Genomic DNA, 20,908 nt, shown 5'->3' with positions numbered 1-20,908 from the left:
TTTATGTACCAGATCAAATTATTTACACTGATTTATCGGTATTATCTCTCTTTAGTTTTTTTAATTAAGGAGTCTTATATGAAATTCAAAAAATTAGTATTAGCAGCAATGTTAGGTGGCTTATTTGGAACAGCCAATGCGGCAGAATTACCTAATATCACTATTTTAGCGACAGGCGGAACTATTGCCGGTAGTCAGCAGAATGCGAATAGCAGTGCATATCAAGCGGGGCAATTGAATATTGAAACCTTAATTGAAGCTGTACCAGAAATGAAAACATTGGCGAATATCAAAGGTGAGCAGATTGTGAAAATTGGCCCACTAAAGCCTTGTTAGATGTAGGCTATCAAGGTATTGTCGTAGCAGGTGTTGGTAACGGCAATATGAATGCGGAAAATCTTGCATTATTTAGAGGAAGCCAACAATATTTTTAAGATTTTTAATAAACGTTAAAGCATATAAAAAATGGCATAAGTAAGTAAACTTATGCCATTATTTTTTGTATGTAGTTTGACTGCTGCAAGCGGTGTGATTTTGCTATTTTTTTGCAAATTTAGCCTGTATTTTATGAGCAACAATAAACAGCACTAAGACTCCGATGATAATTGGATCGAATGTTACGCTCTTTACCGACCAATAATAATGTACCATCGCCAATACTAATGCAGGATAAGCCCACTGGTGAATCGTCCCCCAGCGTGTTCCTAATTTTCGTTTTAGCATAGGCAGCGAAGTTATTGCCATTATGCTTAGAATGAAAAAAGCAGCTGCTCCTAAAATCAAATATGGGCGACCGGCAAGCTCGCTAAAAAATAATTTTACATCAAGGCTTAATTCTAACAATAGATAGCTTGAAATATGTAGAGCTGCCCATACAAACGCCCATAAGCCCAATGGACGGCGTAAAATTTGATACTGATTTTTCTTTAGGTATTGTAGAGCAATACCAAGTAGAAACATTATACAAAAAATGACGATCGCACCATAACCGAGAAAATGCTCCAGCTCTTTAATCGGATCGGCACCTAATACTGTTTCATTACCCGTATATAATAGCTGAGCTACCCAAACTAGCGGTAATAGACAGCCGAGATGAATAAGTATGCGTAATCCGGTTAGCATTAGTAGTTCACCTTTAAATCTAAGCCACGGTATAAATTTGCCACTTCATTTTCGTAGCCATTAAACATTAGTGTTGGTTGGCGTTTGACGGATAATAACCCGCCTGCACCAATTACTCGTTCAGATGCTTGCGACCAACGTGGATGATCAACATTTGGATTCACATTAGCATAAAAGCCATATTCATTTGGAGCAAGACTTTCCCAAGTAGTGAGTGGGCGTTTTTCAGCAAAGGTGATTTTCACAATCGATTTAATACTTTTAAAGCCATATTTCCAAGGCACGACTAAGCGAATAGGAGCACCGTTTTGCGGTGGCAGGGTTTTACCGTATAAACCGACGGATAGTAGTGTTAATGAATTTAAGGCTTCATCTAAGCGTAAAGCTTCTACATAAGGATAATCAATCCCACCGCCTAGCAAGCGATTTTTTTGCCCCGGCATTTGTGCAGGATCATATAAAGTGTGAAAGACCACATATTTGGCTTTACTGGTTGGTTTTGCCATCTCAATTAAGTGAGCTAACTCAAAGCCGATCCACGGCACAACCATTGACCACGCTTCAACACAGCGAAAACGGTAAATGCGTTCTTCTAGTGGAAACGTATTAAGCAATTGTTGATGATTTAAGCTAAACGGATTTTCAACTTCTCCGCCAATTTCCAATGTCCAAGGATCGGTTTTGAAGTTTGCCGCATTTTTTGCTGGTGCACTTTTATCCACGCCAAACTCATAGAAATTGTTATAGCCTATTACTTTGTTTTCCGGAGTGAGTTCAAGCCCTTTATTTGGATCCGGTTTAAACTGTAGTGATTGCAAGTGTCTTTGTGTTTCTGCCATACTTACTTTAGGCAATGCAGAAGCTGCAATACCTAAACCTAACGCAGTAATAATTTTACGGCGTTGGTAGAAAATAGTTTCGGGTGTAACATCTTGAATTGTTAATTTTTTCATCGAACTATCCTTTTTTTATGAATTGTTGTTATTATTTTGGACTCAGCTGATCTAGAATTCTTACAAAATAAGTGTAATTTTTTATTGGGTATTCCCTAAAGGAGATATATGAAGAGTCTATCTTCTACACAGATAGAAGAGATTAGAAAGCAAATGGTTAAATTTGCCACCCTACAACTAGCCGATAAAGATTTAGCTGAGGATGTTGTACAGGATGCCTTAACCAATGCCTATAAGCATTCAGCCTCTTTTCGGCGAGAAGCTGCACTTAAAACTTGGATTTTTGCTATTTTAAAGAACAAAATTTTAGATTTACTCAGAACACGAAAACGACATATTCCGGTCAGTTCTCTATGTGAGGAAGAAGAATCACCAAGTGCCTTTTTCGATCGCCACGATCATTGGTTGGAACATCAAGATGTAACTGAATGGAGGGGGATAGCTCAATCAACTTACCAAAAAGAATTTTGGGCAATTTTTGATATTTGTTTAAATAAATTACCCGCCCAGCAAGCACGAGTATTTATGATGCGTGAACATTTGGAGATGAGTAGTGCGGAAATTTGCCAAGAATTTGAAATTTCTCTCTCTAACTTAAATGTATTACTTTATCGTGCTCGTTTAAGTTTACAAGAGTGTTTATCTCGCAATTGGTTTAGAGAGGAATCAAAATGAAATGCAGGCAAGCAACAGAACTTATTTCACAGTCTTGTGATGAGAAACTTCGTTTGCAACAACATATGCGTTTGCAGTTGCATCTTTTGGTATGCCCTAAATGCCGAAATTTTAATAAAAATACCAAGAAATTAGGCAAGATATTAAGAGCTTACTGTAACGATAAAGATGCTCCGTTCTGATTTATTATACATTTTAAAAGGAGAAAAATATGCGTTATTGGTTAATAAGTTTAAGCATACTATTAAGTGGCTGTGTCGTGCCGGTTACTCCTACGGGGCAAGCCGGTATCCCTATGCCGATTATAATTGATGTCTCAGATCCACTTGATTCCAAAGAGGTTCACATTTGTACTCTAAAGCCATTTACTCAGGAATATCGTAGTGAACATAGTAGCCGAGGCAGAGCCAAATTAAATGTACAAAAGCAATGCCGTGCAAACCACAGTGAAATGTTTTGTGAAGAAAAAGATATTGTTTGCAAAACCTATGATTAGTTAAACAAGCGGTCGTATTTTATCTGTTTTTTGCAAAATTTTCCTAAAATTTGACCGCTTGTTTATTTAAGCAGATAACATCAAAATTTTATGAGGATTGTCTATGCAACCCATCAATATTGCCATCGCAGGTGCCGGCTTTTCCAGCCGAGTTTTTCATATCCCGTTTTTGAAACAAGATGCTCGTTTTAATATTGTAAAGGTATATGAACGTACCTCTAACAATGCGGCAGAATGGTTGCCGAATGCAGAAACAGTGCGGGATTTCAACGCTCTTTTAACGCCAGAAGTGGATTTAGTGCTGATTACCACACCGAATCAAACCCATTATGCAATGGTAAAAGAGTCATTGCTTGCAGGCAAACACGTTTTAGTTGAAAAACCGTTAGTGGCAACAGTGGCTGAGGCGAAAGAGTTGGCGGAACTTGCAAAGCGGCAAGGAAAGGTGCTTTATGTGTACCAAAACCGCCGTTGGGACAGCCATATTGCGACGGCAAAATCGCTAATGGAGCAAAATTTACTGGGAGAGTTGGTAGATTGCGAAATTCGTTTTGACCGTTATGCGAAAGAGAAAAATGTTAAAGTATGGAAAGAATCGGGCGAGCTTGGTACAGGTTTAGTGTATGATTTAGGCGTACATTTAATTGACCAAGCTTTGTATCTTTTCGGGAAGCCGGAGGCGGTGTATGCTGATGTGCGTTATCAGCACGAAGGGGCATTGGTTGATGATAACTTTGATATTCAGCTCTATTATGCTAACGGTTTTAAAGTGGTGCTGAAAGCCAGCCGATATGCTCGTGAACCAAGCCCGACTTTTGTTTTGCACGGCAAATTAGGTTCTTATCTGAAACAAACTCCCGATAATCAGGAAGATTTACTGAAAAATGGTGTGCAACCTATCGGTAAAGATTGGAATATGGAAGAAAAAGATAAGTGGGGAGTTTTACATACCGAAGTAGAGAGTAATGTGGTTCGCCAGCCTTATCCAAATGCTGAAGCAAGTTATCAAAACTTGTTTGATGATTTGTACCAAGCCATCGCTCACAATGCTGAGCCAATGATCAAACTCGAAGACGTCATTTTTGTGCTAAAAGTGATCGAAAGCGTATTTGAAAGTGCAAAATTAGGGCAAAAAATCTATTTGTAAAATTTTGAGGATTTTTGACCGCTTGTTATTCTCTCTGATGGCGCAAGCGTCCACGCTTGTGCCTATTGATTATTTTAGCTTTGTTTCTAGTACAAGCGTGGACGCTTGCACTATCTAAAAAATCATCTCCCCCCATTGCTTTTCCTATCCCGATTGGCTAATATGCAACCTCAATCCGTAGTTAGAATACTTAATATGTTAAGTTTTAACTGTTTTTTCACTCTAATAAGGATCATTTCAATGAATAAACTTATTGCCTCTTTGGTGGCTTCAAGCTGTGCGACGGCTTTTGCTGCTCCTGTTCAACAGAACAATTTCCACACCACTACCCACACTTACGAATTTACGCAATCTTATGATTTAGTTGTGCCAAAAGGCTCGTCCGGAACCACTAATTTGTGGATTCCTCTGCCGTCTGATACCGATTATCAAACGGTGAAATCAATTGAGTTTGAGGGAAGTTATAAAAACGCCTATATCACAGAAAATAATGCTTACGGTGCAAAAACCTTGTTTGCCACTTGGGACGAAGATGCTCCAAAACGGGATATGAAAGTGAAGTTAGTGATTGAAACACGAGACCGTGAGCCGATGGCACAAGGAGCGTTAAACAATTACCAAATGCCGGAGAAAATCACTTATTCTGTTGATGTACAGGAATATTTAAAAGCCACGCCACACATCAAAACAGACGGCATTGTGAAAGAATATGCCGATAAAATCGTGGGCAATGAAACAAATCCACTCAAAAAAGCAGAGCTAATTCACAAATGGATTGTGGACAATATGGAGCGTGATAATTCGGTATTAGGCTGCGGAGATGGCGATGTGGAGAAAATTCTCACCACCAAAGTGCTAAAAGGAAAATGTACCGACATCAACTCGGTGTTTGTGGCACTTGCCAGAGCCTCTGATATTCCCGCTCGTGAAGTATTTGGTATTCGTTTAGGGCAAGCTCACAAAATGGGGCAATATTCCAAAACAGCATTTGGTAGTTCAAAAGAAGGGATTGCAAATGAGAACACCGGGCAACATTGCCGTGCGGAGTTCTATTTAGCAGGCTTCGGCTGGGTGCCTGTAGATTCTGCCGATGTGGCGAAAATGCGTTTAGCCGAGAAAAAAGACGTGGCTGATGCTGATGTTCAAACGGTCTCGAAATACTTATTCGGCAACTGGGAAATGAACTGGGTAGGCTTCAATCACGGACGTGATTTCGATTTATATCCACAACCGGAACTTACACCACTGAATAACTTTGGCTACCCTTATGCTGAGGTAGGTGGTGACCCATTAAACTCGTTTGAGGCGAAAGAATTTGGCTATGAGTTCATATCAAAAGAGCTATAACAACAAATTCATCACAATGTGCGTGACCGCCGTAGTGTCGGCGGTGACCTCCACATTCTGTTGTATTGGGCCACTGGTTTATTTAGTGTTTGGCATATCTTCCCCTTGGCTGATGGAATTAAACCAGCTTGAATTTTTGCAAATTCCAATGCTCATTCTTTCACTTTGTGCATTTGGCTACGGTTTTTGGCTGCTCAATTTTTCCAATAAGATTATTTGTACCAAATACTTCTCTCGCAAGACCCTAGTGATTTTGTATTGGGTGGTGTTTGTGTTGGTGATCTTCTTTTTAACTTACCCTTATCTATTGCCGTGCATTTTGGAAATGTGGGGCGGAGAATAAAATGAAAAAATATATCGCAACGATGCTGTTGGCTTTTGGTTTGGTTCATTCAAGCTACGCACAAAAAAAAACAGCTCAAATTGAAACGAAACAAGCAGAGAAAACCGTCGTCCTCCATATTCCGGAAATGTACTGCCAGCTCTGCGTTTATTTAGTTAATAAAGAACTGCGAGCAGTAGAAGGTGTGATTTCCACCAAAGCCTCAATGAAAGAGCGAAAAGCGACTGTGGTGGCAAAAGAAAGTGTGGATAACCAAGCCCTGATACAAGCGGTTGGAAACCTCAAATATACTGCAAAAGTGATGTGAGAAAGAAGTCGGGGAAGCCCGACTTTTTGTTTTTCAAAATTGGCTTAAATTTCGATAAATTGGTAGAATTGACCTCATCGCAAAAAATCAGCGGATTTTGACCGCTTGTGAGGAAGAAATGAATCATTTAGACAGTGCAAAAGAAACTCTCAGCCTTTACGCTCAACAGATCATTACGCTAAATCATAGACTTTCCCAAGAGTTTAATGAGGTTGTTGAGATGATGTTGGCTTGCCAAGGGCGAGTAGTAGTTGGTGGTATTGGTAAGTCTGGTTTGGTGGGAAAAAAAATAGTGGCGACCTTTGCTTCCACAGGCACGCCGAGCTTTTTTTTGCACCCGACAGAAGCTTTTCACGGTGATTTGGGTATGCTAAAGCCGATTGATGTGGTGATTTTGATTTCCAACAGTGGTGAAACCGATGATGTAAACAAACTGATTCCGAGCCTGAAAAATTTTGGCAATAAAATTATTGCGATGACGGGTAATCCTTACTCCACACTTGGGCGAAATGCTGATGTGATTTTAAACATTGGCATAGAGCGTGAGGCTTGTTTGAATAACCTTGCCCCCACCAGCTCCACCCTTGTTACAATGGCATTGGGCGATGCGTTAGCCATTGCATTAATGAAAGCCCGCAATTTCCGCCCAGAAGATTTTGCCCGCTACCACCCGGGTGGCAGTCTTGGTAGAAGATTGTTAAATAGAGTGCGTGATGTAATGGTACGAAAAGTGCCAACCGTTGATTTAAAAAGCTCCTTTACAGAATGCCTTTCTGTAATGAACGAAGGACGAATGGGTGTAGCGGTAATTATGCAAGGCGAAAAGTTAGAGGGGATTATTACCGATGGTGATATCCGCCGTACGCTGGCAAAATTTGGGGCAGAGAGCCTAAATAAAACCGCTGAAGAAATTATGACCCGCAACCCGAAAACCATTAACGATACGGAATTTTTAGCAAAAGCCGAAGATTTAATGAAAGAACTGAAAATTCACTCGCTTATTGCCGTTGATGATGAAGGCAAAGTTACTGGATTGATAGAGTTCTCTAGCTAAGTTTGTGGATACACTGAGTGCGTCTGTGGGGGACGCGTATCGAGCCCCTACGTTTTTGATTTATTTCCCACCTTTCGCCAATGCTAAGCGAATTAAACTATCCAACGCCCAGCCGATTAAGCCGATGATGACGATCACCGCCATTAGCTCAGAATAGGCTAATCTATCTCTGGTATCTAAAATGAAATAGCCTAAGCCTTCGTTTACCCCTAACATTTCACAAGGTACAAGCACCACCGACGCAATACCAACAGTCACTCTTAAGCCTGTGAGAACGTGTCCTGTAATGGCTGGTACTACGATTTTACACAACAATTCTTTGCGAGAAGCAGACATCACTTTGCCGAGTTGTAGCCATTGTGGGTCAATATTTTTTACTCCTGAAGCGGTAGAAATAATCAATGACCACACGGTTGCAAAAGCGAGTAGAAAGTAGATTAGTAAATCGCCTACGCCTAATAACATCACGATAATGGGCATCCACGAAAGTGGGGAAATCATTCTCAGCAGTTGGAATGATGGCGTGCAAAGCATTTCTAAATGGCGTGAGAAACCGAGTAATAACCCAACAGGCACGTCAATTAGCAATGCAGCTGCCAAGCCAACTACAATACGTTTTAAACTAGCCAATAAATGCGGAAAAATTTCGCCCGAAGAAATCAACCAAACAAAACTGTCCCAGGTTTTTGCCGGAGCTAACATTGATGCCATTGGCAATCTTTGCTTAATAAGGTTGTGCCTAATTGCCAACCTAAAAGCAGCAGTAATAAACCTGCTAAGCCGTAAATATATTTCTGTTTTATACGCTAATTTCTTCGGTTCTTGTCCAACCTGCTTGTAGGTTGAATGTTTCAATCCAACCGCCCTCTTCAATGGCTTTTCGCATAAACTTCGGCTCGTTAATCGCTTTTGCCGCCTCAACTGGGTCAAGCGGTTTTAAGAAAGTGTTATTGCCTGCAATGTGCGTTTCTTTTAGCATTTTAACCAGCTCTTCCATATAGGAGTCGAACGGATAAGGCTGGAAGCCAATACGGTCTTGGTGCCATTGTGGATTGATAATCGCCCCTGTTTCCACATATCTATCCATCTGTGCTTGGCTTGGAGCTAAAACGTTTTCCAACACTTTTTGCTCGTGTGGCGTGTAGCCACTGCCACGAGCTAACAATTTCGCAACTTCAGCACGATTTTCCAGCGTGTAAATTTGAGCTTCGGTTCAAGCATTCACCACTTTTTGCACCCATTCTGGGCGATTTTGAATGTCGTATTCGTGCATTGCCTGTTTTTCTCATAACCAAGAGATAAATTGGAAACAATAAGGCTCATAAATCCTCTTTCTGATATTTAATTTTCGCTAAAAGTAGCTTATTTTTGATGGAATAGAAAAGAACTAGTCACTTATAGTTAGAACTATTTGTTATAAAAACGTAAAATTTTTTGCTTTTCTGACCGCTTGTTGGGGAAAAATAATTTTTTAGGGCGATAAGTGGGTTAAAATAGTCCCCTTTTATAAAACTGATCAAACCTATAAGGATTTCCTAATGAAAAAAACACTTTTAGCTCTGTTATTCGGCGTTGTTGCAACCGCACAAGCTCAAGATATTAAATTTGCGATGGAGCCAAGCTATCCACCCTTTGAAATGACCAATGAAAAAGGCGAGATCATCGGTTTTGACGTGGATATTGCTAATGCGATTTGTAAAGAGATCAAGGCGAACTGTACCTTCCATAGCCAACCGTTCGACAGCTTAATCCAAAGTTTGAAGCAGAAACAGTTCGATGCAGCGATTTCAGGAATAGGCATTACTGAAGCTCGCAAAAAGCAAGTGTTATTTAGCGAACCTTACTTCCCAAGTTCTGCGGCATTTATTGCGAAAAAAGGGGGGGATTTTGCGAACGTGAAAACCATCGGCGTGCAAAACGGCACAACCTACCAAAACTACTTAGCGAAAGAGAAAAAAGAGTACAGTGTGAAATCTTACGCTTCTTACCAAAATGCGATTTTAGATATTGAAAATGGGCGAATTGATGCTATTTTCGGCGATGTGCCTGTATTAGCAGATATGATAAAAAAACATCAAGAACTTGATTTTGTTGGCGAGAAAATTGATAACCAAAGCTACTTTGGTAATGGTTTAGGCATTGCAACCAATAGCAAAAACCAAGCGTTAGTTGATCAATTCAATGCTGCATTGAAAACTATTAAAGAGAATGGCGAATACCAAAAAATCTATGATAAATGGATGAGCGGCAAATAAATAACAAGCGGTCAAAATTCGCAAATTTTTTGCAGATTTTGACCGCCTGTCATATTAGAGAATAAAACGACTTAAATCTTCATTTTCCACCACGTCATTTAACGCTTCGGAAACGTAATTTTCATCAATTACAATCTTCTCGCCACGACGTTCACTTGCATCGAAAGAGATACCGTCCATCAAGCGTTCAAGCACAGTGTGTAAACGTCTTGCCCCGATGTTTTCGGTTTTCTCGTTCACACGGAATGCACTTTCCGCAATGCGGCTAATCCCCTCTTTGGTAAACTCAATTTCAACGCCTTCGGTTTTCATTAGCTCACGATATTGTAGCGTTAATGAAGCGTTCGGCTCGGTTAAAATTCGCTCGAAATCTTCTTTGGTTAGCGATTTTAATTCTACACGAATTGGTAAACGCCCTTGTAACTCTGGCAATAAATCTGATGGACGAGCCACTTGGAACGCACCCGAGCAGATAAATAGAATGTGGTCGGTTTTCACCATACCGTGTTTGGTGTTTACCGTTGATCCTTCGATGATTGGCAGTAAATCACGCTGCACCCCTTCACGAGAAACATCGCCGCCTGAGTGTTCGCCTTTTTTACAGATCTTATCGATCTCATCAATAAACACGATCCCGTGCTGTTCTACCGCTTCGATCGCTTGCTGTTTTAGCTCTTCAGGATTAACCAATTTTGCCGCTTCTTCGTCTAGCATAATTTTTAACGCATCTTTAATTTTCATTTTGCGTTTTTTGGTTTTGTTTGGTGACATTCCCTCAAATAAAGATTGAAGTTGTGAGGTCATCTCTTCCATACCCGGTGGGGTCATAATCTCAACGCTTACTTGAGCGGCAACATCAATTTCGATCTCTTTGTCATCTAACTGACCTTCACGTAATTTTTTGCGGAAAGTTTGGCGGGTGGAATTATTATCTGATTCCTGCACATTGCCCCACTGATCTTTCGCAGGTGGTAATAACACATCTAAAATGCGATCTTCCGCCGCATCTTGGGCTCGCATTTTATTTTTTTCGACCGCTTGTTGGCGGACTAATTTCATCGACACATCAGCTAGATCACGGATAATCGAATCCACTTCTTTACCCACATAGCCCACTTCAGTGAATTTGGTTGCCTCAACTTTGATAAACGGGGCATTGGCAAGTTTCGCCAAACGGCGGGCAATTTCGGTTTTACCCACACCCGTTGGACCAATCATTAAAATATTTTTTGGGGTTACTTCTTGGCGAAGATCTTCAGGTAACTGCATTCTTCTCCAGCGGTTACGCAAAGCGATTGCCACCGCACGTTTTGCATCTTTTTGTCCGATAATATGAGCGTCTAATTCAGAGACGATTTCACGAGGGGTCATTGACATATATTTTGTTCCTTATTAAGTAGTTCCCCTCTTTAGAAAAGAGGGGTTAGGGGAGATTTGATGACAATTTTAAAATTCCGTATGAGGATCAGTTACTTCTGCCAAATCTCCCCCTGCCCCTCTTTGCTAAAGAGGGGATTAAAAATTTAAACCTCTTCCACAACGTGATTGTGGTTGCTGTAAATATCAATATCGCCAGCAATTTTTAAGGCTTCGGCAACAATCTCTTTTGCCGATAAATTGTTTTCTGTGCGAAGTAACGCAAGAGCAGCTGCCTTAGCGTAGTTTCCGCCGGAGCCGATAGCCAGTACATCTTGCTCGGGTTCAATTACATCGCCTGAGCCTGAAACCAGTAAGAACTCGCTTTCATTTGCCACGATCATCATCGCTTCTAAACGGCGTAAAGCACGCTCGGTACGCCACTCTTTTGCCAGTTCTACCGCAGATTTCACTAAATGACCTTGATGTAATTCTAGCTTTTTCTCAAATAAATCACGCAAAATAAAGGCATCAGCAGTTGAGCCTGCAAAGCCTGTAACCACTTTGTCTTTATATAAACGGCGAACTTTACGCACTGTGCCTTTTTCAATGCAGTTTCCGAGTGTTGCCTGACCATCGCCGCCGATAGCCACTTTTCCATCTTTTCGCACGCATACAATCGTTGTCATTTTAAATCCTTCTTTTTAGAAAACTTTCGCTTATATGGGGATCATTCTCTACATTTCAATTACAAGCGGTCGTTTTTGCTGAATTTTTTACAAAAAAATAGCTTGAATTTCTTCAAGCCATCTTATTTTATGTTAGTGGGCCATACGGTTTAAAATCTTTTTACCTTTGATTTGGTGGTAAATCGCCATCACAATATGACCAGCCGATAACACAAACAATGCCCACGCTAGTTCTCCGTGAAAATTGTTGCCAAGATTTACCGCCCATTCGATTTTTTCGGCTGAACCTTCCATCACATTCACGCCAAATACTTCTAACGGGCCTCGTGCTGCACCGTATTGGCGAATTAAAGCGATTGTAGGAACTGCAATCATTAAAACATAAAGAGCAAAATGCCCTAAAGTAACAAAAATATTATCAGGTGCTGGGCGGTTATTGTGGTTGATGATTGCCCAAATCACACGAATGATGATGAGCAACATTAAAATCGCCCCAACAGATTTGTGATAAGGCAGCCATTCACGAAACGCTTCTCCCTGAAGCCCTGTATAAAGCATAAAACCAAAGCAAATTGCCATTGCCCAATGTAACGTACGGCTAATTGTACCGTAAACTTGTGAATTGTCTGAACGCATAAATTTTCCTAGTAAATGTTCGGGGCGAAGTATAATCAAAAAAATAATTTCGTACAGATTTTATTCTCGATTATTACAATTTTTTACTCAACACCATTCCTTGCGGTTTACCATTTTCTAATTGTATTTCGACTTTATAGGTTAAAACTTTCACATTTTGATGTTGAGCGTTCTCAAGCAATGCTGCGTATTTAGGGTCGATCTGTTTTGCGACCTCAAACTTATCAATACCTGTGTGCAAAATAGCGAAAAAAATGACCGCTTGTTGCCCTTCTCCAGCAATCTTTGTGAGCTCTCGTAAGTGCTTTTGCCCTCGTTCGGTTTTCGCATCAGGGAACATTCCAACCCCATTTTCAGTTAAAAGAGTGGTGGACTTCACTTCCACAAAGCAATCCTGCAAGCGGTCAGATTTTAGTAAAAAATCGACACGGCTGTTTTCGCTACCATATTTTTGTTCGGGCAGAATGTGTTGATAATCGGCAAGCTCGCTAATCCACTGATTTTTCAATGCTTCTTGTACCAGCTGATTTGCTCTCAAGGTATTCACACAAATAAAATCGCCTGTTTGGGTTTGGGTAAGCTCCCAAGTGTGGGTATATTTACGTTTGGGGTTATCAGAGGTAGAAAACCACACCCTATCGCCCACATTTGCACAGCCTGTCATCGCCCCTGTATTCGGGCAGTGAATAGTAATTTGCTCGCCATTAGCGAGTTGGATATCGGCAAGAAAACGTTTATAACGGCGAAGTAAAATGCCGCTGGAAAGAGGTGGAAACTGCATTGGTAAAAAATCCTGTAAATATGACCGCTTGTAGAAAGCTACTCTGCAAACATTTCTTGCAATACAGAGAGCAATTTGGATAGGGTTCGGCTGTCAAGCTCCCCAAGTTTTTTGACTAAGCGAGCTTTATCCACCACACGAATTTGTTCGGGCAAAATCAAGCCCGATTTCCCTTGAAAATCAACAGGAATACGGAAAGGGGCTGGGCGGCTTCCTGTTGTCATGGGTGCGATAAGGGCGGTGCGTAAATGGTTGTGAATTTCTGGCGGAGAAACAATCACACAAGGACGAGTTTTTTGTATTTCACTGCCGATGGTTGGGTCAAGATTGATTAAATAAATATCGCCTCTTACCATACCCATTCGTCCTCAATATCATCAGGAAAATCAAGTAATTGATCGTCATTATGTTGTGCTATTTGCTGTGCAGCAACCGCCCACCCAGCACGGGAAGATTTGGGAGCAGAAAGCACAATTTTATTATCTTCTACTTTCATATCGAGCCTATCTTCTAAGCCCAACTGCAATAAAACTGCTTTTGGAATAATAACCGCTTGGGAATTACCGACTTTGCGTAACGTTACCTGCATATCGCCTCCTTATGTAATAACAAAGTTATTATAGTTTATTGAGCAGTGTTACTCAATCGCTGATATTTTTTCATCATCGGCAAGAATACCGAAAGTAATGCGGTGCAAATTACGATAATAATGCCAATCCAAGTGATAAGGCTTAGTTGCTCCGATAAAAAGACTAATGCCATTAACAACCCGAACACAGGCTCAAGGGCGAGCAAAATACCAGCGAGAATAGGGGAAGATTGACTAATGCCTTTGTTCCAGAGTAACATTGCCAGCAGACTACAAATGATGCCAAGATAAGCCACGCTTGCCCAAGCCGAAAGGCTTGTTGGTAATTGCCAATCTGTTGTAAACAGTAAGGTAATAGGTAATGCGGTTATTGCACCTTGAACTAACATCACATAAGTTAAATCTGTGACTTTAACGGATTGTAAAATGTCTTTACTGAGATACATTCCGACAATAAAACTCAAACTGCCTAAGGTGACGAGCAATAGCCCTAGTACATTGATTGAACCGTTGTCATCGCTTCCTGCCGCCATAATGAGAATACCTACGCAGGCGAATAAACTTAAGATAAAATCGAGCCTTGTTGCCTGTTTTTTAAAGCAGAAATAGCCCACTAATACCGTTAAAAGCGGATTTAGCCCGAGCAATGCCACGGCACTCGCCGCAGAGGTTAATTTTAAACCTGAAAATTGTAATATCACACAAAGTGGTAAAGTGAGGAAACTGACCAGCCACACTTTCAGGCTATGCTTTTTAGGGATTTTGGCATAAACACGCACAACAAACGGGAATGTCACTAATGCAGCAAAAGTAAGCCGAATTTGCATAATCTGAATAGGATCAAACTCTGCAACCGCAAATTTTCCAACAATAAAGGAACTCGCCCAAATCAACACAGCAATAAGTAAATACGCCATTTACACCTCATAAAACTCTAATGGTAAATCATCAGGATCACGAAAAAAGGTAAAGCGTTTGCCTGTTACCTCATCGACCCGAATGCCCTCGTGCGGTAAATTATGTTGCTCTAAAAAAGCAATAGCTTGCTCAATGCTTTCCACTTTGAATGCCAAATGGCGTAGCCCGCAAGTTTCAGGTGAGGTAAAGAGAGGTGGCGTAACAGGAAAACTAAATAATTCAATTTGCGAGCCGTCTGCAAAACGTAAATCGAGCTTGTAGCTGCTGCGTTCTGAGCGGTAAGTTTCCTCAATAATTTCCGCCCCTAAAATTTGGGTGTAGAAATGTTTGGATTTTTCGTAATCGGAAACAATTAACGCAACGTGGTGAAAACCTAAAATGGGAGGTATAAGAGAATATTTCATCGGTATCTTTTAGTCCTTTTTGAGAAAAATTTAGTCAATTAATACATCATATTGAAAAAGCCATTATTTGGGCTCCCAAAATATGTATATCAAATATCGCTTTTTTCTTGGCAAAGTATTGCATTTTTTTTTTTTTTTTTACAATACTGAAAATTTAACTATAAATTTTAAATGTGGATTTAATAACCAACATTATAATAAAACTTGAGGTTTTTTATGAAAAAACTACTTATTTCTTTAGCTATTTCACTCCCCCTATTAACTGCATGTGCCCCAAGCTATACGCCTAGTGATGCTGAAATCGCAGAACGTCGAGCAAGAGTTCGTGCATTAGATAATGAAGATTACCAAATTCAACGTCAACGTCGCCAAGATGCTATTCAGGATTTAGGAACAATTCAGATGAATGAAGCAGAGGCAATCAATAAATCTTACGAAAATCGTAGCAGACAAACGATTAATATTTTCCGTTAATTTTAGAGGTTTTTAATATGAAAAAATTTGTTGCAATATTAGCTCTTTCTCTATTTCTGGTAGGCTGTGCAAATAATCAAGACATTTTGGCAAAACGTGGCTCAAATGCCTCATTAATTACCGATGCTGAACTGGCTCAAGCAAGAAAACAGCGTGCGAATGAAGTTGAAGAGCGTCAAGCTCAAACAGAACAAGCTGCCGGTATTGCAGGTACTGTGATTATGGGAGCTGGGGCGGTGGGTGCAGCAGCTGGTGCAGTACATTCAGTAATGAGTATTTTTAAATAGGCTTTAGAATTGGAATTGAAGCGGCTTTAACTTAAAGTTAAGCCGCTTTTTATTTGCCTGTATTTTGTAAAATTTTTGGTAAAACTGACCGCTTGCAGTATGATAATTTATTTTCCCGATTTCAAGATTTTTAATGAACAGCAATTCCCCATTTCCTTTAGCGAAAGCAAAAGCTTCCGATCCGTTTGCTAACGATGTTTTAGCTTGGTTTGAGCAATATGGGCGGAAACATTTACCTTGGCAGCAAAATAAAACCCTGTATCAGGTTTGGTTGTCGGAGGTAATGTTGCAACAAACTCAAGTTGCAACAGTTATTCCTTATTTTGCACGTTTTATGGAACGATTTCCCACCGTAATTGACTTAGCTAATGGCTCTATTGATGAAGTGCTGCATTTATGGACGGGCTTGGGCTATTACGCACGGGCAAGAAACTTGCATAAAGCAGCACAGCAAATTCGAGATGAATTTGGCGGCGAATTCCCTACTGCATTTGATGATGTATTGGCATTATCTGGTGTCGGGAGAAGCACGGCAGGGGCGATTTTATCTTCAGTATTAGATGCTCCTCACCCCATTTTAGATGGCAATGTGAAACGTGTGTTAAGCCGCTATTTTGCGGTAGAAGGCTGGGCTGGTGAAAAAGCGGTTGAAAACCAACTTTGGCAGTTAAGCGAAAGCGTTACACCAACCGAGAGAGTAGCAGATTTTAACCAAGCAATGATGGATTTAGGGGCGATGATTTGTACTCACACCAAACCTAAATGTCTGCTCTGCCCATTACAAGAACATTGCCAAACTAATGCAATGCAGGCGTGGGATAAATTCCCAGCCAAGAAACCGAAGAAAACGCTCCCCGAACGCCAAACCTATTTTTTAATTCTGAAAAATGGCTCAAAAGTGTTGTTACAAAAACGGGAAGCAAAAGGCATTTGGGGTGGATTATTTTCCTTTCCACAATTTGAAAGTTTAGAGGCACTTAAGCGGTCAGATTTAGCAGAAAATTTACAAATTTCGCAAAAATTAACGACTTTTAGACACACATTTAGCCATTTTCATTTAGATATCACCCCTATTTTAGTAGAAGTGAATTTGCAAAAAATTGGTGAAAACTCACCGCTTGTAGCAGAAGAAAAGGCAGGAAATTATCTCTCTACTGTATCTTCAGAGGCTGATTATTGGTATGATTTCAGCCAACAGAATGAAATAGGCTTAGCGACACCGGTTAAACGCATTTTAGATGAACTGGCGTTTAGCGTAACAAATGATAATTAAGGATTAGATTATGGCTCGTACCGTATTTTGCGAATACCTAAAACAAGATGCCGAAGGTTTAGACTTTCAACTCTATCCGGGCGAACTCGGCAAACGTATTTTTGATTCTATCAGCAAACAAGCGTGGTCTGAGTGGATCAAAAAACAGACGATGATCGTTAATGAGAAAAAACTCAGTATGATGAATTCGGAACATCGCAAATTACTTGAAGAAGAGATGGTCAATTTCTTGTTTGAGGGTAAAGAAATCATCATTGAAGGCTACAAGCCCGTTGAATAATTCAAGGTTAAATTCAAAATGAAAGAATATGCAAAATATTTGCCTGTAGCGGCAATTATCCCCTTTCTTATTGCCTGTGGAAGCAATAAATCTTCCAGCAGCAAGAAACCAAAATCTACCCGTGTAGATTATTCAAAAGATACCAATGCAATGGATATCTTAACGGGGCAATTCTCTAATAATATTGATGATATTTGGGGCAGTAATGAGCTATTAGTGGCGAGTAAGAAAGACTATGTGAAATATACGGATAAATTCTATACTCGTAGCCATATTTCCTTTGAAGAAGGTGTGATTACCATTGAGACCTTAGGCGATCAAAATCATCTTCGTAATTCCATTGTTCATACTTTATTAATGGGTAGAGACCCTAGAGGGATTGACTTATTTGCTTCAGGCGATGTGCCGATTAGTGCTAATCCATTTTTGAGAGGACAGGTAAAAGATCGATTCGGTCGGGATATTACTAATGTTGCCCTTGCCAATGATTTTGCTACTTATCTTATTCAAAATAAAACCCAAACCCGTCGCTTAAAAAATGGTCGAAATGCGATGTATGTGGCAATTAAAATGGTGGAAGGACACGTTGAAGTGCGTGCAAGACAATATTTACCACTTGTGCGTAAAATGGCGAGACAATATGGTATTGAACCAAGCCTTATTTTAGGGATTATGGAGGTAGAATCTTCTTTCAACCCTTATGCGGTAAGTTATGCAAATGCCATTGGTTTGATGCAGGTTGTGCCTCGTACTGCCGGGCGTGATATTTTTGCACGTAAAGGAATGAGAGGACAGCCAAGCCGTGAATATCTCTACAATCCATCGAATAATATTGATGCAGGTACGCTCTACTTAACTATTTTGCGTGATGAATATTTAGATGGTATTGCTGATCCATTATCGAAACGCTATGCAATGATTTCTGCTTATAACAGTGGAGCCGGCGCAGTATTGCGTGTGTTTGATTCAGACCGCTACTCTGCGATTGATAGAATTAACGATCTTTCGCCTGATGCGGTTTATCGAATTTTAACCACCGCTCACCCATCTTCTCAAGCAAGAAATTATTTAAGAAAAGTAACAACGGCGAGAGAGAAATATCGAAATATTCGATAATGTGTGAATTATGCTGTTTTTTAGCCGAAAAGTATAAAAAAAGCACATTTAAACAGGGGTTTTTTTAAATTCCGCAAAAAGTATTTGACGTTGAGGGCTGAAATCAGCATAATTCACCACGCAACGACGTTGCCTCGATAGCTCAGTCGGTAGAGCAGGGGATTGAAAATCCCCGTGTCGGTGGTTCGATTCCGCCTCGAGGCACCATCAATTCCTCCTTAGTTCAGTCGGTAGAACGGTGGACTGTTAATCCATATGTCGCAGGTTCGAGTCCCGCAGGAGGAGCCATATTCCGAAGCCCTGATAAGAAATTATCGGGGTTTTTACTTTTTATCATTGAACAATCGGTAAGATTGTTCAATTTTTAGTATTATGCGATCAAAAAGGTTAAATTTCTGATAATTATATTTGACGAAGCCCGAAAAAATCAGCATAATGCACCACGCAACAATGTTGCCTCGATAGCTCAGTCGGTAGAGCAGGGGATTGAAAATCCCCGTGTCGGTGGTTCGATTCCGCCTCGAGGCACCATCAATTCCTCCTTAGTTCAGTCGGTAGAACGGTGGACTGTTAATCCATATGTCGCAGGTTCGAGTCCCGCAGGAGGAGCCATATTTCAAAGCCCTGATAAGAAATTATCGGGGCTTTTTCCTTTATGTGTATTTTTACTGTTTTAAATGCTGTGCATAAAATTACAAAAAATTATGTGATTTACTTCTCATTTCTGATACAAACTTGAAAATATCACTTCACTTTCATACATAATTCGGAGTATTATTATCACATATAACAACAAGTAATAATGATTCCTCGAATATCGTCAAATCTTACGGCATAGTTTAATCTCTATGCCGTTTTTTTATCTCTATAATCTACCCGCTTTTTTTTGTATAATGCTCTCAATTTATCGCTTGCAAGCGGTGCTTTTTTTGAAAAAATTTGCAAATTGAGAAGACAATATGTTTGAAAACCTATCCGATAAACTTTCCAAAACGCTGCGTAACATTACCGGCAAAGGTCGTTTAACCGAAGATAATATTAAAGAAACCCTACGTGAAGTGCGTATGGCGTTGCTTGAAGCTGATGTGGCATTGCCTGTGGTGCGTGATTTTATCAACAAAGTAAAAGAGCGTGCGTTAGGTGTTGAGGTAAACAAAAGTTTAACGCCGGGGCAAGAGTTCTTGAAAATCGTCCAAAGCGAATTAGAAACTGCAATGGGCGAGGCGAACGAAGAGCTAAATCTGGCAACCCAGCCGCCTGCTGTGATTCTGATGGCAGGCTTGCAAGGTGCAGGTAAAACCACCTCTGTGGGTAAATTGGCAAAATTTTTAAAAGAACGCCATAAGAAAAAAGTGTTAGTAGTTTCTGCTGACGTTTACCGCCCTGCCGCAATCAAACAGCTTCAAACATTAGCAGAAGCATTGAAAGTTGATTTCTTCCCAACTGAAACCAGTCAAAAGCCTGTTGCTATTGCTGAAGCAGCCCTTAAACACGCAAAACTAAATTTCTTTGATGTGTTGATTGTGGATACCGCAGGTCGCTTACACGTTGATGGCGAAATGATGGAGGAAATCCAACAAATCCACGCTGCATTGAACCCTGTGGAAACGCTCTTTACCGTTGATGCGATGACAGGTCAAGATGCTGCGAACACTGCAAAAGCCTTTAATGAAGCCTTACCATTAACGGGAGTTATTTTAACCAAAGTTGATGGAGATGCTCGTGGTGGTGCGGCACTTTCTATTCGTCAAATTACAGGCAAACCGATTAAATTCTTAGGTGTGGGCGAGAAAACTGATGCTTTAGAGCCGTTCCACCCTGATCGTGTAGCTTCTCGCATTCTCGGTATGGGCGATGTGATGTCTTTAATTGAAGATATTCAGCGTTCGGTCGATCAAGAAAAAGCGGAAAAAATTGCGGCTAAATTCAAAAAAGGCGATGATTTTACCCTTGAAGATTTCCGTGATCAGCTTATTGAGATGAAAAAAATGGGCGGTATGATGTCGATGCTTGATAAATTACCGGGTGCGAAAAACCTGCCTGATCACGTTAAAAATCAAGTTGATGATAAGATGTTCATTAAAATGGAAGCTATCATCAATTCAATGACGTTAAAAGAACGTGCAAATCCTGAGATTATCAAAGGCTCACGCCGCCGCCGCATTGCACTTGGCTCCGGCACACAGGTGCAAGATGTGAATAAACTGCTTAAACAGTTTGACGATATGCAGCGTATGATGAAAAAAATGCGTAAAGGCGGAATGGCGAAAATGATGCGTGGAATGAAAGGGGCTCTCGGCGGATTTGGGGGCGGCGGAATGGGCGGCTTAGGTGGACTAGGCGGAATGTTTGGCAAGCGGTAAGATTTTCGCATTTTTTTGCAAAAACAAAGGCACAAATTTAGTT

The 20,908-nt window shown here is 40.4% G+C and carries 27 protein-coding genes, 4 tRNA genes and 1 pseudogene; 20 read left to right on the top strand and 12 right to left on the bottom strand.

Annotated elements, in window-relative coordinates; genetic code table 11:
- Window positions 1–78: 78 nt before the first annotated feature.
- Window positions 79–318: pseudogene (locus tag ACERCG_RS00960) on the top strand (asparaginase domain-containing protein); the annotation flags it as partial.
- A gap of 219 nt (window positions 319–537) precedes the next feature.
- Here ACERCG_RS00960 and msrQ read toward each other — a convergent pair.
- Together msrQ and msrP are read right to left on the bottom strand one after the other, a co-directional pair.
- Window positions 538–1,122, bottom strand: a complete 585-nt coding sequence (gene msrQ, locus ACERCG_RS00955; RefSeq protein WP_159628853.1) for a protein-methionine-sulfoxide reductase heme-binding subunit MsrQ — start codon at window positions 1,120–1,122, stop codon at window positions 538–540.
- Window positions 1,122–2,075 carry a protein-methionine-sulfoxide reductase catalytic subunit MsrP gene (gene msrP / locus ACERCG_RS00950; RefSeq protein ID WP_373610223.1) on the bottom strand — a complete coding sequence of 318 codons (954 nt, stop codon included), beginning with the start codon at window positions 2,073–2,075 and terminating at the stop codon, window positions 1,122–1,124. Before msrP ends, msrQ begins: the two co-directional genes overlap by 1 nt.
- A 108-nt stretch (window positions 2,076–2,183) precedes the next feature.
- Between msrP and ACERCG_RS00945 the strand changes: the two genes are divergently transcribed.
- The 8 genes from ACERCG_RS00945 (at window position 2,184) to ACERCG_RS00910 (ending at window position 7,444) form a co-directional block, all read left to right on the top strand.
- Complete coding sequence (locus tag ACERCG_RS00945; RefSeq protein ID WP_373610222.1) at window positions 2,184–2,750, top strand: sigma-70 family RNA polymerase sigma factor; 567 nt, start codon at window positions 2,184–2,186, stop codon at window positions 2,748–2,750.
- Window positions 2,747–2,932, top strand: a complete 186-nt coding sequence (locus tag ACERCG_RS00940; RefSeq protein WP_006249756.1) for a zf-HC2 domain-containing protein — start codon at window positions 2,747–2,749, stop codon at window positions 2,930–2,932. The genes ACERCG_RS00945 and ACERCG_RS00940 overlap by 4 nt, the downstream gene beginning before the upstream one ends.
- 29 nt (window positions 2,933–2,961) lie before the next feature.
- Window positions 2,962–3,246: a hypothetical protein gene (locus ACERCG_RS00935; RefSeq protein ID WP_373610221.1), complete on the top strand. Its 285-nt coding sequence runs from the start codon at window positions 2,962–2,964 to the stop codon at window positions 3,244–3,246.
- Between the two features lie 103 nt (window positions 3,247–3,349).
- Complete coding sequence (locus tag ACERCG_RS00930) at window positions 3,350–4,393, top strand: Gfo/Idh/MocA family oxidoreductase (protein ID WP_373610220.1); 1,044 nt, start codon at window positions 3,350–3,352, stop codon at window positions 4,391–4,393.
- Between the two features lie 240 nt (window positions 4,394–4,633).
- Window positions 4,634–5,740 carry a transglutaminase-like domain-containing protein gene (locus tag ACERCG_RS00925; protein WP_373610219.1) on the top strand — a complete coding sequence of 369 codons (1,107 nt, stop codon included), beginning with the start codon at window positions 4,634–4,636 and terminating at the stop codon, window positions 5,738–5,740.
- On the top strand, window positions 5,715–6,083 hold the full coding sequence (locus ACERCG_RS00920; protein ID WP_373610218.1) for a mercuric transporter MerT family protein: 369 nt from the start codon (window positions 5,715–5,717) through the stop codon (window positions 6,081–6,083). Before ACERCG_RS00925 ends, ACERCG_RS00920 begins: the two co-directional genes overlap by 26 nt.
- A 1-nt stretch (window position 6,084) precedes the next feature.
- A complete protein-coding gene (locus tag ACERCG_RS00915; protein WP_373610217.1) occupies window positions 6,085–6,390 on the top strand; it encodes a heavy-metal-associated domain-containing protein in 306 nt (101 codons plus the stop codon).
- A 118-nt stretch (window positions 6,391–6,508) separates the two neighbouring features.
- Window positions 6,509–7,444: a KpsF/GutQ family sugar-phosphate isomerase gene (locus ACERCG_RS00910; protein ID WP_373610216.1), complete on the top strand. Its 936-nt coding sequence runs from the start codon at window positions 6,509–6,511 to the stop codon at window positions 7,442–7,444.
- Window positions 7,445–7,504: 60 nt separating this feature from the next.
- On the opposite strand, the gene ACERCG_RS00905 is transcribed toward ACERCG_RS00910, so the two are convergent.
- Window positions 7,505–8,155, bottom strand: coding sequence for an ABC transporter permease (locus ACERCG_RS00905; RefSeq protein ID WP_373610215.1), 651 nt, complete (start codon window positions 8,153–8,155; stop codon window positions 7,505–7,507).
- An 88-nt stretch (window positions 8,156–8,243) separates the two neighbouring features.
- The gene (locus ACERCG_RS00900) at window positions 8,244–8,609 is read right to left on the bottom strand and encodes a hypothetical protein (RefSeq protein ID WP_373610214.1); all 366 of its coding nucleotides are present in this window, start codon (window positions 8,607–8,609) and stop codon (window positions 8,244–8,246) included.
- 373 nt (window positions 8,610–8,982) lie between these two features.
- Here ACERCG_RS00900 and ACERCG_RS00895 point away from each other — a divergent pair, with 373 nt between their 5' ends.
- Window positions 8,983–9,699, top strand: coding sequence for an arginine ABC transporter substrate-binding protein (locus tag ACERCG_RS00895; protein WP_373610213.1), 717 nt, complete (start codon window positions 8,983–8,985; stop codon window positions 9,697–9,699).
- A gap of 54 nt (window positions 9,700–9,753) precedes the next feature.
- Here ACERCG_RS00895 and hslU read toward each other — a convergent pair whose 3' ends face one another.
- The 8 genes from hslU to ACERCG_RS00855 all read right to left on the bottom strand — a co-directional run bounded on the left by hslU (window position 9,754) and on the right by ACERCG_RS00855 (window position 15,072).
- Window positions 9,754–11,076: an HslU--HslV peptidase ATPase subunit gene (gene hslU / locus ACERCG_RS00890; RefSeq protein WP_373610212.1), complete on the bottom strand. Its 1,323-nt coding sequence runs from the start codon at window positions 11,074–11,076 to the stop codon at window positions 9,754–9,756.
- A 146-nt stretch (window positions 11,077–11,222) separates the two neighbouring features.
- Window positions 11,223–11,744 carry an ATP-dependent protease subunit HslV gene (gene hslV / locus ACERCG_RS00885; protein WP_373610211.1) on the bottom strand — a complete coding sequence of 174 codons (522 nt, stop codon included), beginning with the start codon at window positions 11,742–11,744 and terminating at the stop codon, window positions 11,223–11,225.
- A 132-nt stretch (window positions 11,745–11,876) separates the two neighbouring features.
- Window positions 11,877–12,380 carry a cytochrome b gene (locus ACERCG_RS00880; RefSeq protein ID WP_373610210.1) on the bottom strand — a complete coding sequence of 168 codons (504 nt, stop codon included), beginning with the start codon at window positions 12,378–12,380 and terminating at the stop codon, window positions 11,877–11,879.
- A gap of 73 nt (window positions 12,381–12,453) precedes the next feature.
- Complete coding sequence (sfsA, locus tag ACERCG_RS00875; protein WP_373610209.1) at window positions 12,454–13,161, bottom strand: DNA/RNA nuclease SfsA; 708 nt, start codon at window positions 13,159–13,161, stop codon at window positions 12,454–12,456.
- 38 nt (window positions 13,162–13,199) lie between these two features.
- Window positions 13,200–13,523: a type II toxin-antitoxin system PemK/MazF family toxin gene (locus ACERCG_RS00870; RefSeq protein ID WP_373610208.1), complete on the bottom strand. Its 324-nt coding sequence runs from the start codon at window positions 13,521–13,523 to the stop codon at window positions 13,200–13,202.
- The gene (locus ACERCG_RS00865) at window positions 13,511–13,750 is read right to left on the bottom strand and encodes an AbrB/MazE/SpoVT family DNA-binding domain-containing protein (protein WP_373610207.1); all 240 of its coding nucleotides are present in this window, start codon (window positions 13,748–13,750) and stop codon (window positions 13,511–13,513) included. The genes ACERCG_RS00870 and ACERCG_RS00865 overlap by 13 nt, the downstream gene beginning before the upstream one ends.
- A 35-nt stretch (window positions 13,751–13,785) precedes the next feature.
- On the bottom strand, window positions 13,786–14,667 hold the full coding sequence (locus tag ACERCG_RS00860; protein WP_373610206.1) for a DMT family transporter: 882 nt from the start codon (window positions 14,665–14,667) through the stop codon (window positions 13,786–13,788).
- A complete protein-coding gene (locus tag ACERCG_RS00855; protein WP_373610205.1) occupies window positions 14,668–15,072 on the bottom strand; it encodes a VOC family protein in 405 nt (134 codons plus the stop codon).
- 216 nt (window positions 15,073–15,288) lie between these two features.
- On the opposite strand from ACERCG_RS00855, the gene ACERCG_RS00850 reads away from it, so the two are divergent.
- From ACERCG_RS00850 to ffh, 10 genes are all read left to right on the top strand, one after another.
- The gene (locus tag ACERCG_RS00850; RefSeq protein WP_373610204.1) at window positions 15,289–15,546 is read left to right on the top strand and encodes a hypothetical protein; all 258 of its coding nucleotides are present in this window, start codon (window positions 15,289–15,291) and stop codon (window positions 15,544–15,546) included.
- Window positions 15,547–15,563: 17 nt separating this feature from the next.
- Window positions 15,564–15,833, top strand: a complete 270-nt coding sequence (locus tag ACERCG_RS00845; RefSeq protein ID WP_373610202.1) for an NGK_0946 family protein — start codon at window positions 15,564–15,566, stop codon at window positions 15,831–15,833.
- 133 nt (window positions 15,834–15,966) lie between these two features.
- Window positions 15,967–17,106, top strand: a complete 1,140-nt coding sequence (gene mutY / locus ACERCG_RS00840; protein ID WP_373610201.1) for an A/G-specific adenine glycosylase — start codon at window positions 15,967–15,969, stop codon at window positions 17,104–17,106.
- A 10-nt stretch (window positions 17,107–17,116) separates the two neighbouring features.
- On the top strand, window positions 17,117–17,386 hold the full coding sequence (locus ACERCG_RS00835) for an oxidative damage protection protein (protein ID WP_373610200.1): 270 nt from the start codon (window positions 17,117–17,119) through the stop codon (window positions 17,384–17,386).
- A gap of 18 nt (window positions 17,387–17,404) precedes the next feature.
- A complete protein-coding gene (gene mltC, locus ACERCG_RS00830) occupies window positions 17,405–18,502 on the top strand; it encodes a membrane-bound lytic murein transglycosylase MltC (protein ID WP_373610199.1) in 1,098 nt (365 codons plus the stop codon).
- A gap of 131 nt (window positions 18,503–18,633) precedes the next feature.
- Window positions 18,634–18,709 (top strand) — tRNA-Phe (locus ACERCG_RS00825).
- A gap of 5 nt (window positions 18,710–18,714) precedes the next feature.
- A tRNA-Asn gene (locus tag ACERCG_RS00820) sits at window positions 18,715–18,790 on the top strand.
- Between the two features lie 167 nt (window positions 18,791–18,957).
- A tRNA-Phe gene (locus ACERCG_RS00815) sits at window positions 18,958–19,033 on the top strand.
- 5 nt (window positions 19,034–19,038) lie between these two features.
- Window positions 19,039–19,114, top strand: a tRNA-Asn gene (locus ACERCG_RS00810).
- Window positions 19,115–19,461: 347 nt separating this feature from the next.
- Window positions 19,462–20,865, top strand: a complete 1,404-nt coding sequence (ffh, locus tag ACERCG_RS00805; RefSeq protein ID WP_373610198.1) for a signal recognition particle protein — start codon at window positions 19,462–19,464, stop codon at window positions 20,863–20,865.
- The last annotated feature ends 43 nt before the right edge of the window (window positions 20,866–20,908 follow it).

Origin of the sequence: Mannheimia sp. E30BD, assembly GCF_041807785.1 — a bacterium.
GTDB lineage: Bacteria > Pseudomonadota > Gammaproteobacteria > Enterobacterales > Pasteurellaceae > Mannheimia.
Note: the sequence above shows the minus strand (reverse complement) of the source record. Positions and strands in the feature narration are given on the sequence as shown.

Excerpts from the sequence above, each read along its gene's own strand:
- ACERCG_RS00880 (WP_373610210.1), bottom strand. The coding sequence starts at position 12,380 with ATGCGTTCAGACAATTCACAAGTTTACGGTACAATTAGCCGTACGTTA.
- ACERCG_RS00915 (WP_373610217.1), top strand. The coding sequence starts at position 6,085 with ATGAAAAAATATATCGCAACGATGCTGTTGGCTTTTGGTTTGGTTCAT.
- ACERCG_RS00870 (WP_373610208.1), bottom strand. The coding sequence starts at position 13,523 with ATGGGTATGGTAAGAGGCGATATTTATTTAATCAATCTTGACCCAACC.
- ACERCG_RS00850 (WP_373610204.1), top strand. The coding sequence starts at position 15,289 with ATGAAAAAACTACTTATTTCTTTAGCTATTTCACTCCCCCTATTAACT.
- ACERCG_RS00930 (WP_373610220.1), top strand. The coding sequence starts at position 3,350 with ATGCAACCCATCAATATTGCCATCGCAGGTGCCGGCTTTTCCAGCCGA.
- ACERCG_RS00835 (WP_373610200.1), top strand. The coding sequence starts at position 17,117 with ATGGCTCGTACCGTATTTTGCGAATACCTAAAACAAGATGCCGAAGGT.
- ACERCG_RS00920 (WP_373610218.1), top strand. The coding sequence starts at position 5,715 with ATGAGTTCATATCAAAAGAGCTATAACAACAAATTCATCACAATGTGC.
- msrP (WP_373610223.1), bottom strand. The coding sequence starts at position 2,075 with ATGAAAAAATTAACAATTCAAGATGTTACACCCGAAACTATTTTCTAC.
- ACERCG_RS00910 (WP_373610216.1), top strand. The coding sequence starts at position 6,509 with ATGAATCATTTAGACAGTGCAAAAGAAACTCTCAGCCTTTACGCTCAA.
- ACERCG_RS00925 (WP_373610219.1), top strand. The coding sequence starts at position 4,634 with ATGAATAAACTTATTGCCTCTTTGGTGGCTTCAAGCTGTGCGACGGCT.
- mltC (WP_373610199.1), top strand. The coding sequence starts at position 17,405 with ATGAAAGAATATGCAAAATATTTGCCTGTAGCGGCAATTATCCCCTTT.
- ACERCG_RS00855 (WP_373610205.1), bottom strand. The coding sequence starts at position 15,072 with ATGAAATATTCTCTTATACCTCCCATTTTAGGTTTTCACCACGTTGCG.
- ACERCG_RS00905 (WP_373610215.1), bottom strand. The coding sequence starts at position 8,155 with ATGGCATCAATGTTAGCTCCGGCAAAAACCTGGGACAGTTTTGTTTGG.
- ACERCG_RS00865 (WP_373610207.1), bottom strand. The coding sequence starts at position 13,750 with ATGCAGGTAACGTTACGCAAAGTCGGTAATTCCCAAGCGGTTATTATT.
- ACERCG_RS00935 (WP_373610221.1), top strand. The coding sequence starts at position 2,962 with ATGCGTTATTGGTTAATAAGTTTAAGCATACTATTAAGTGGCTGTGTC.
- ACERCG_RS00845 (WP_373610202.1), top strand. The coding sequence starts at position 15,564 with ATGAAAAAATTTGTTGCAATATTAGCTCTTTCTCTATTTCTGGTAGGC.
- ACERCG_RS00945 (WP_373610222.1), top strand. The coding sequence starts at position 2,184 with ATGAAGAGTCTATCTTCTACACAGATAGAAGAGATTAGAAAGCAAATG.
- sfsA (WP_373610209.1), bottom strand. The coding sequence starts at position 13,161 with ATGCAGTTTCCACCTCTTTCCAGCGGCATTTTACTTCGCCGTTATAAA.
- msrQ (WP_159628853.1), bottom strand. The coding sequence starts at position 1,122 with ATGCTAACCGGATTACGCATACTTATTCATCTCGGCTGTCTATTACCG.
- hslU (WP_373610212.1), bottom strand. The coding sequence starts at position 11,076 with ATGTCAATGACCCCTCGTGAAATCGTCTCTGAATTAGACGCTCATATT.
- mutY (WP_373610201.1), top strand. The coding sequence starts at position 15,967 with ATGAACAGCAATTCCCCATTTCCTTTAGCGAAAGCAAAAGCTTCCGAT.
- ACERCG_RS00860 (WP_373610206.1), bottom strand. The coding sequence starts at position 14,667 with ATGGCGTATTTACTTATTGCTGTGTTGATTTGGGCGAGTTCCTTTATT.
- ACERCG_RS00895 (WP_373610213.1), top strand. The coding sequence starts at position 8,983 with ATGAAAAAAACACTTTTAGCTCTGTTATTCGGCGTTGTTGCAACCGCA.
- ACERCG_RS00940 (WP_006249756.1), top strand. The coding sequence starts at position 2,747 with ATGAAATGCAGGCAAGCAACAGAACTTATTTCACAGTCTTGTGATGAG.
- ffh (WP_373610198.1), top strand. The coding sequence starts at position 19,462 with ATGTTTGAAAACCTATCCGATAAACTTTCCAAAACGCTGCGTAACATT.
- hslV (WP_373610211.1), bottom strand. The coding sequence starts at position 11,744 with ATGACAACGATTGTATGCGTGCGAAAAGATGGAAAAGTGGCTATCGGC.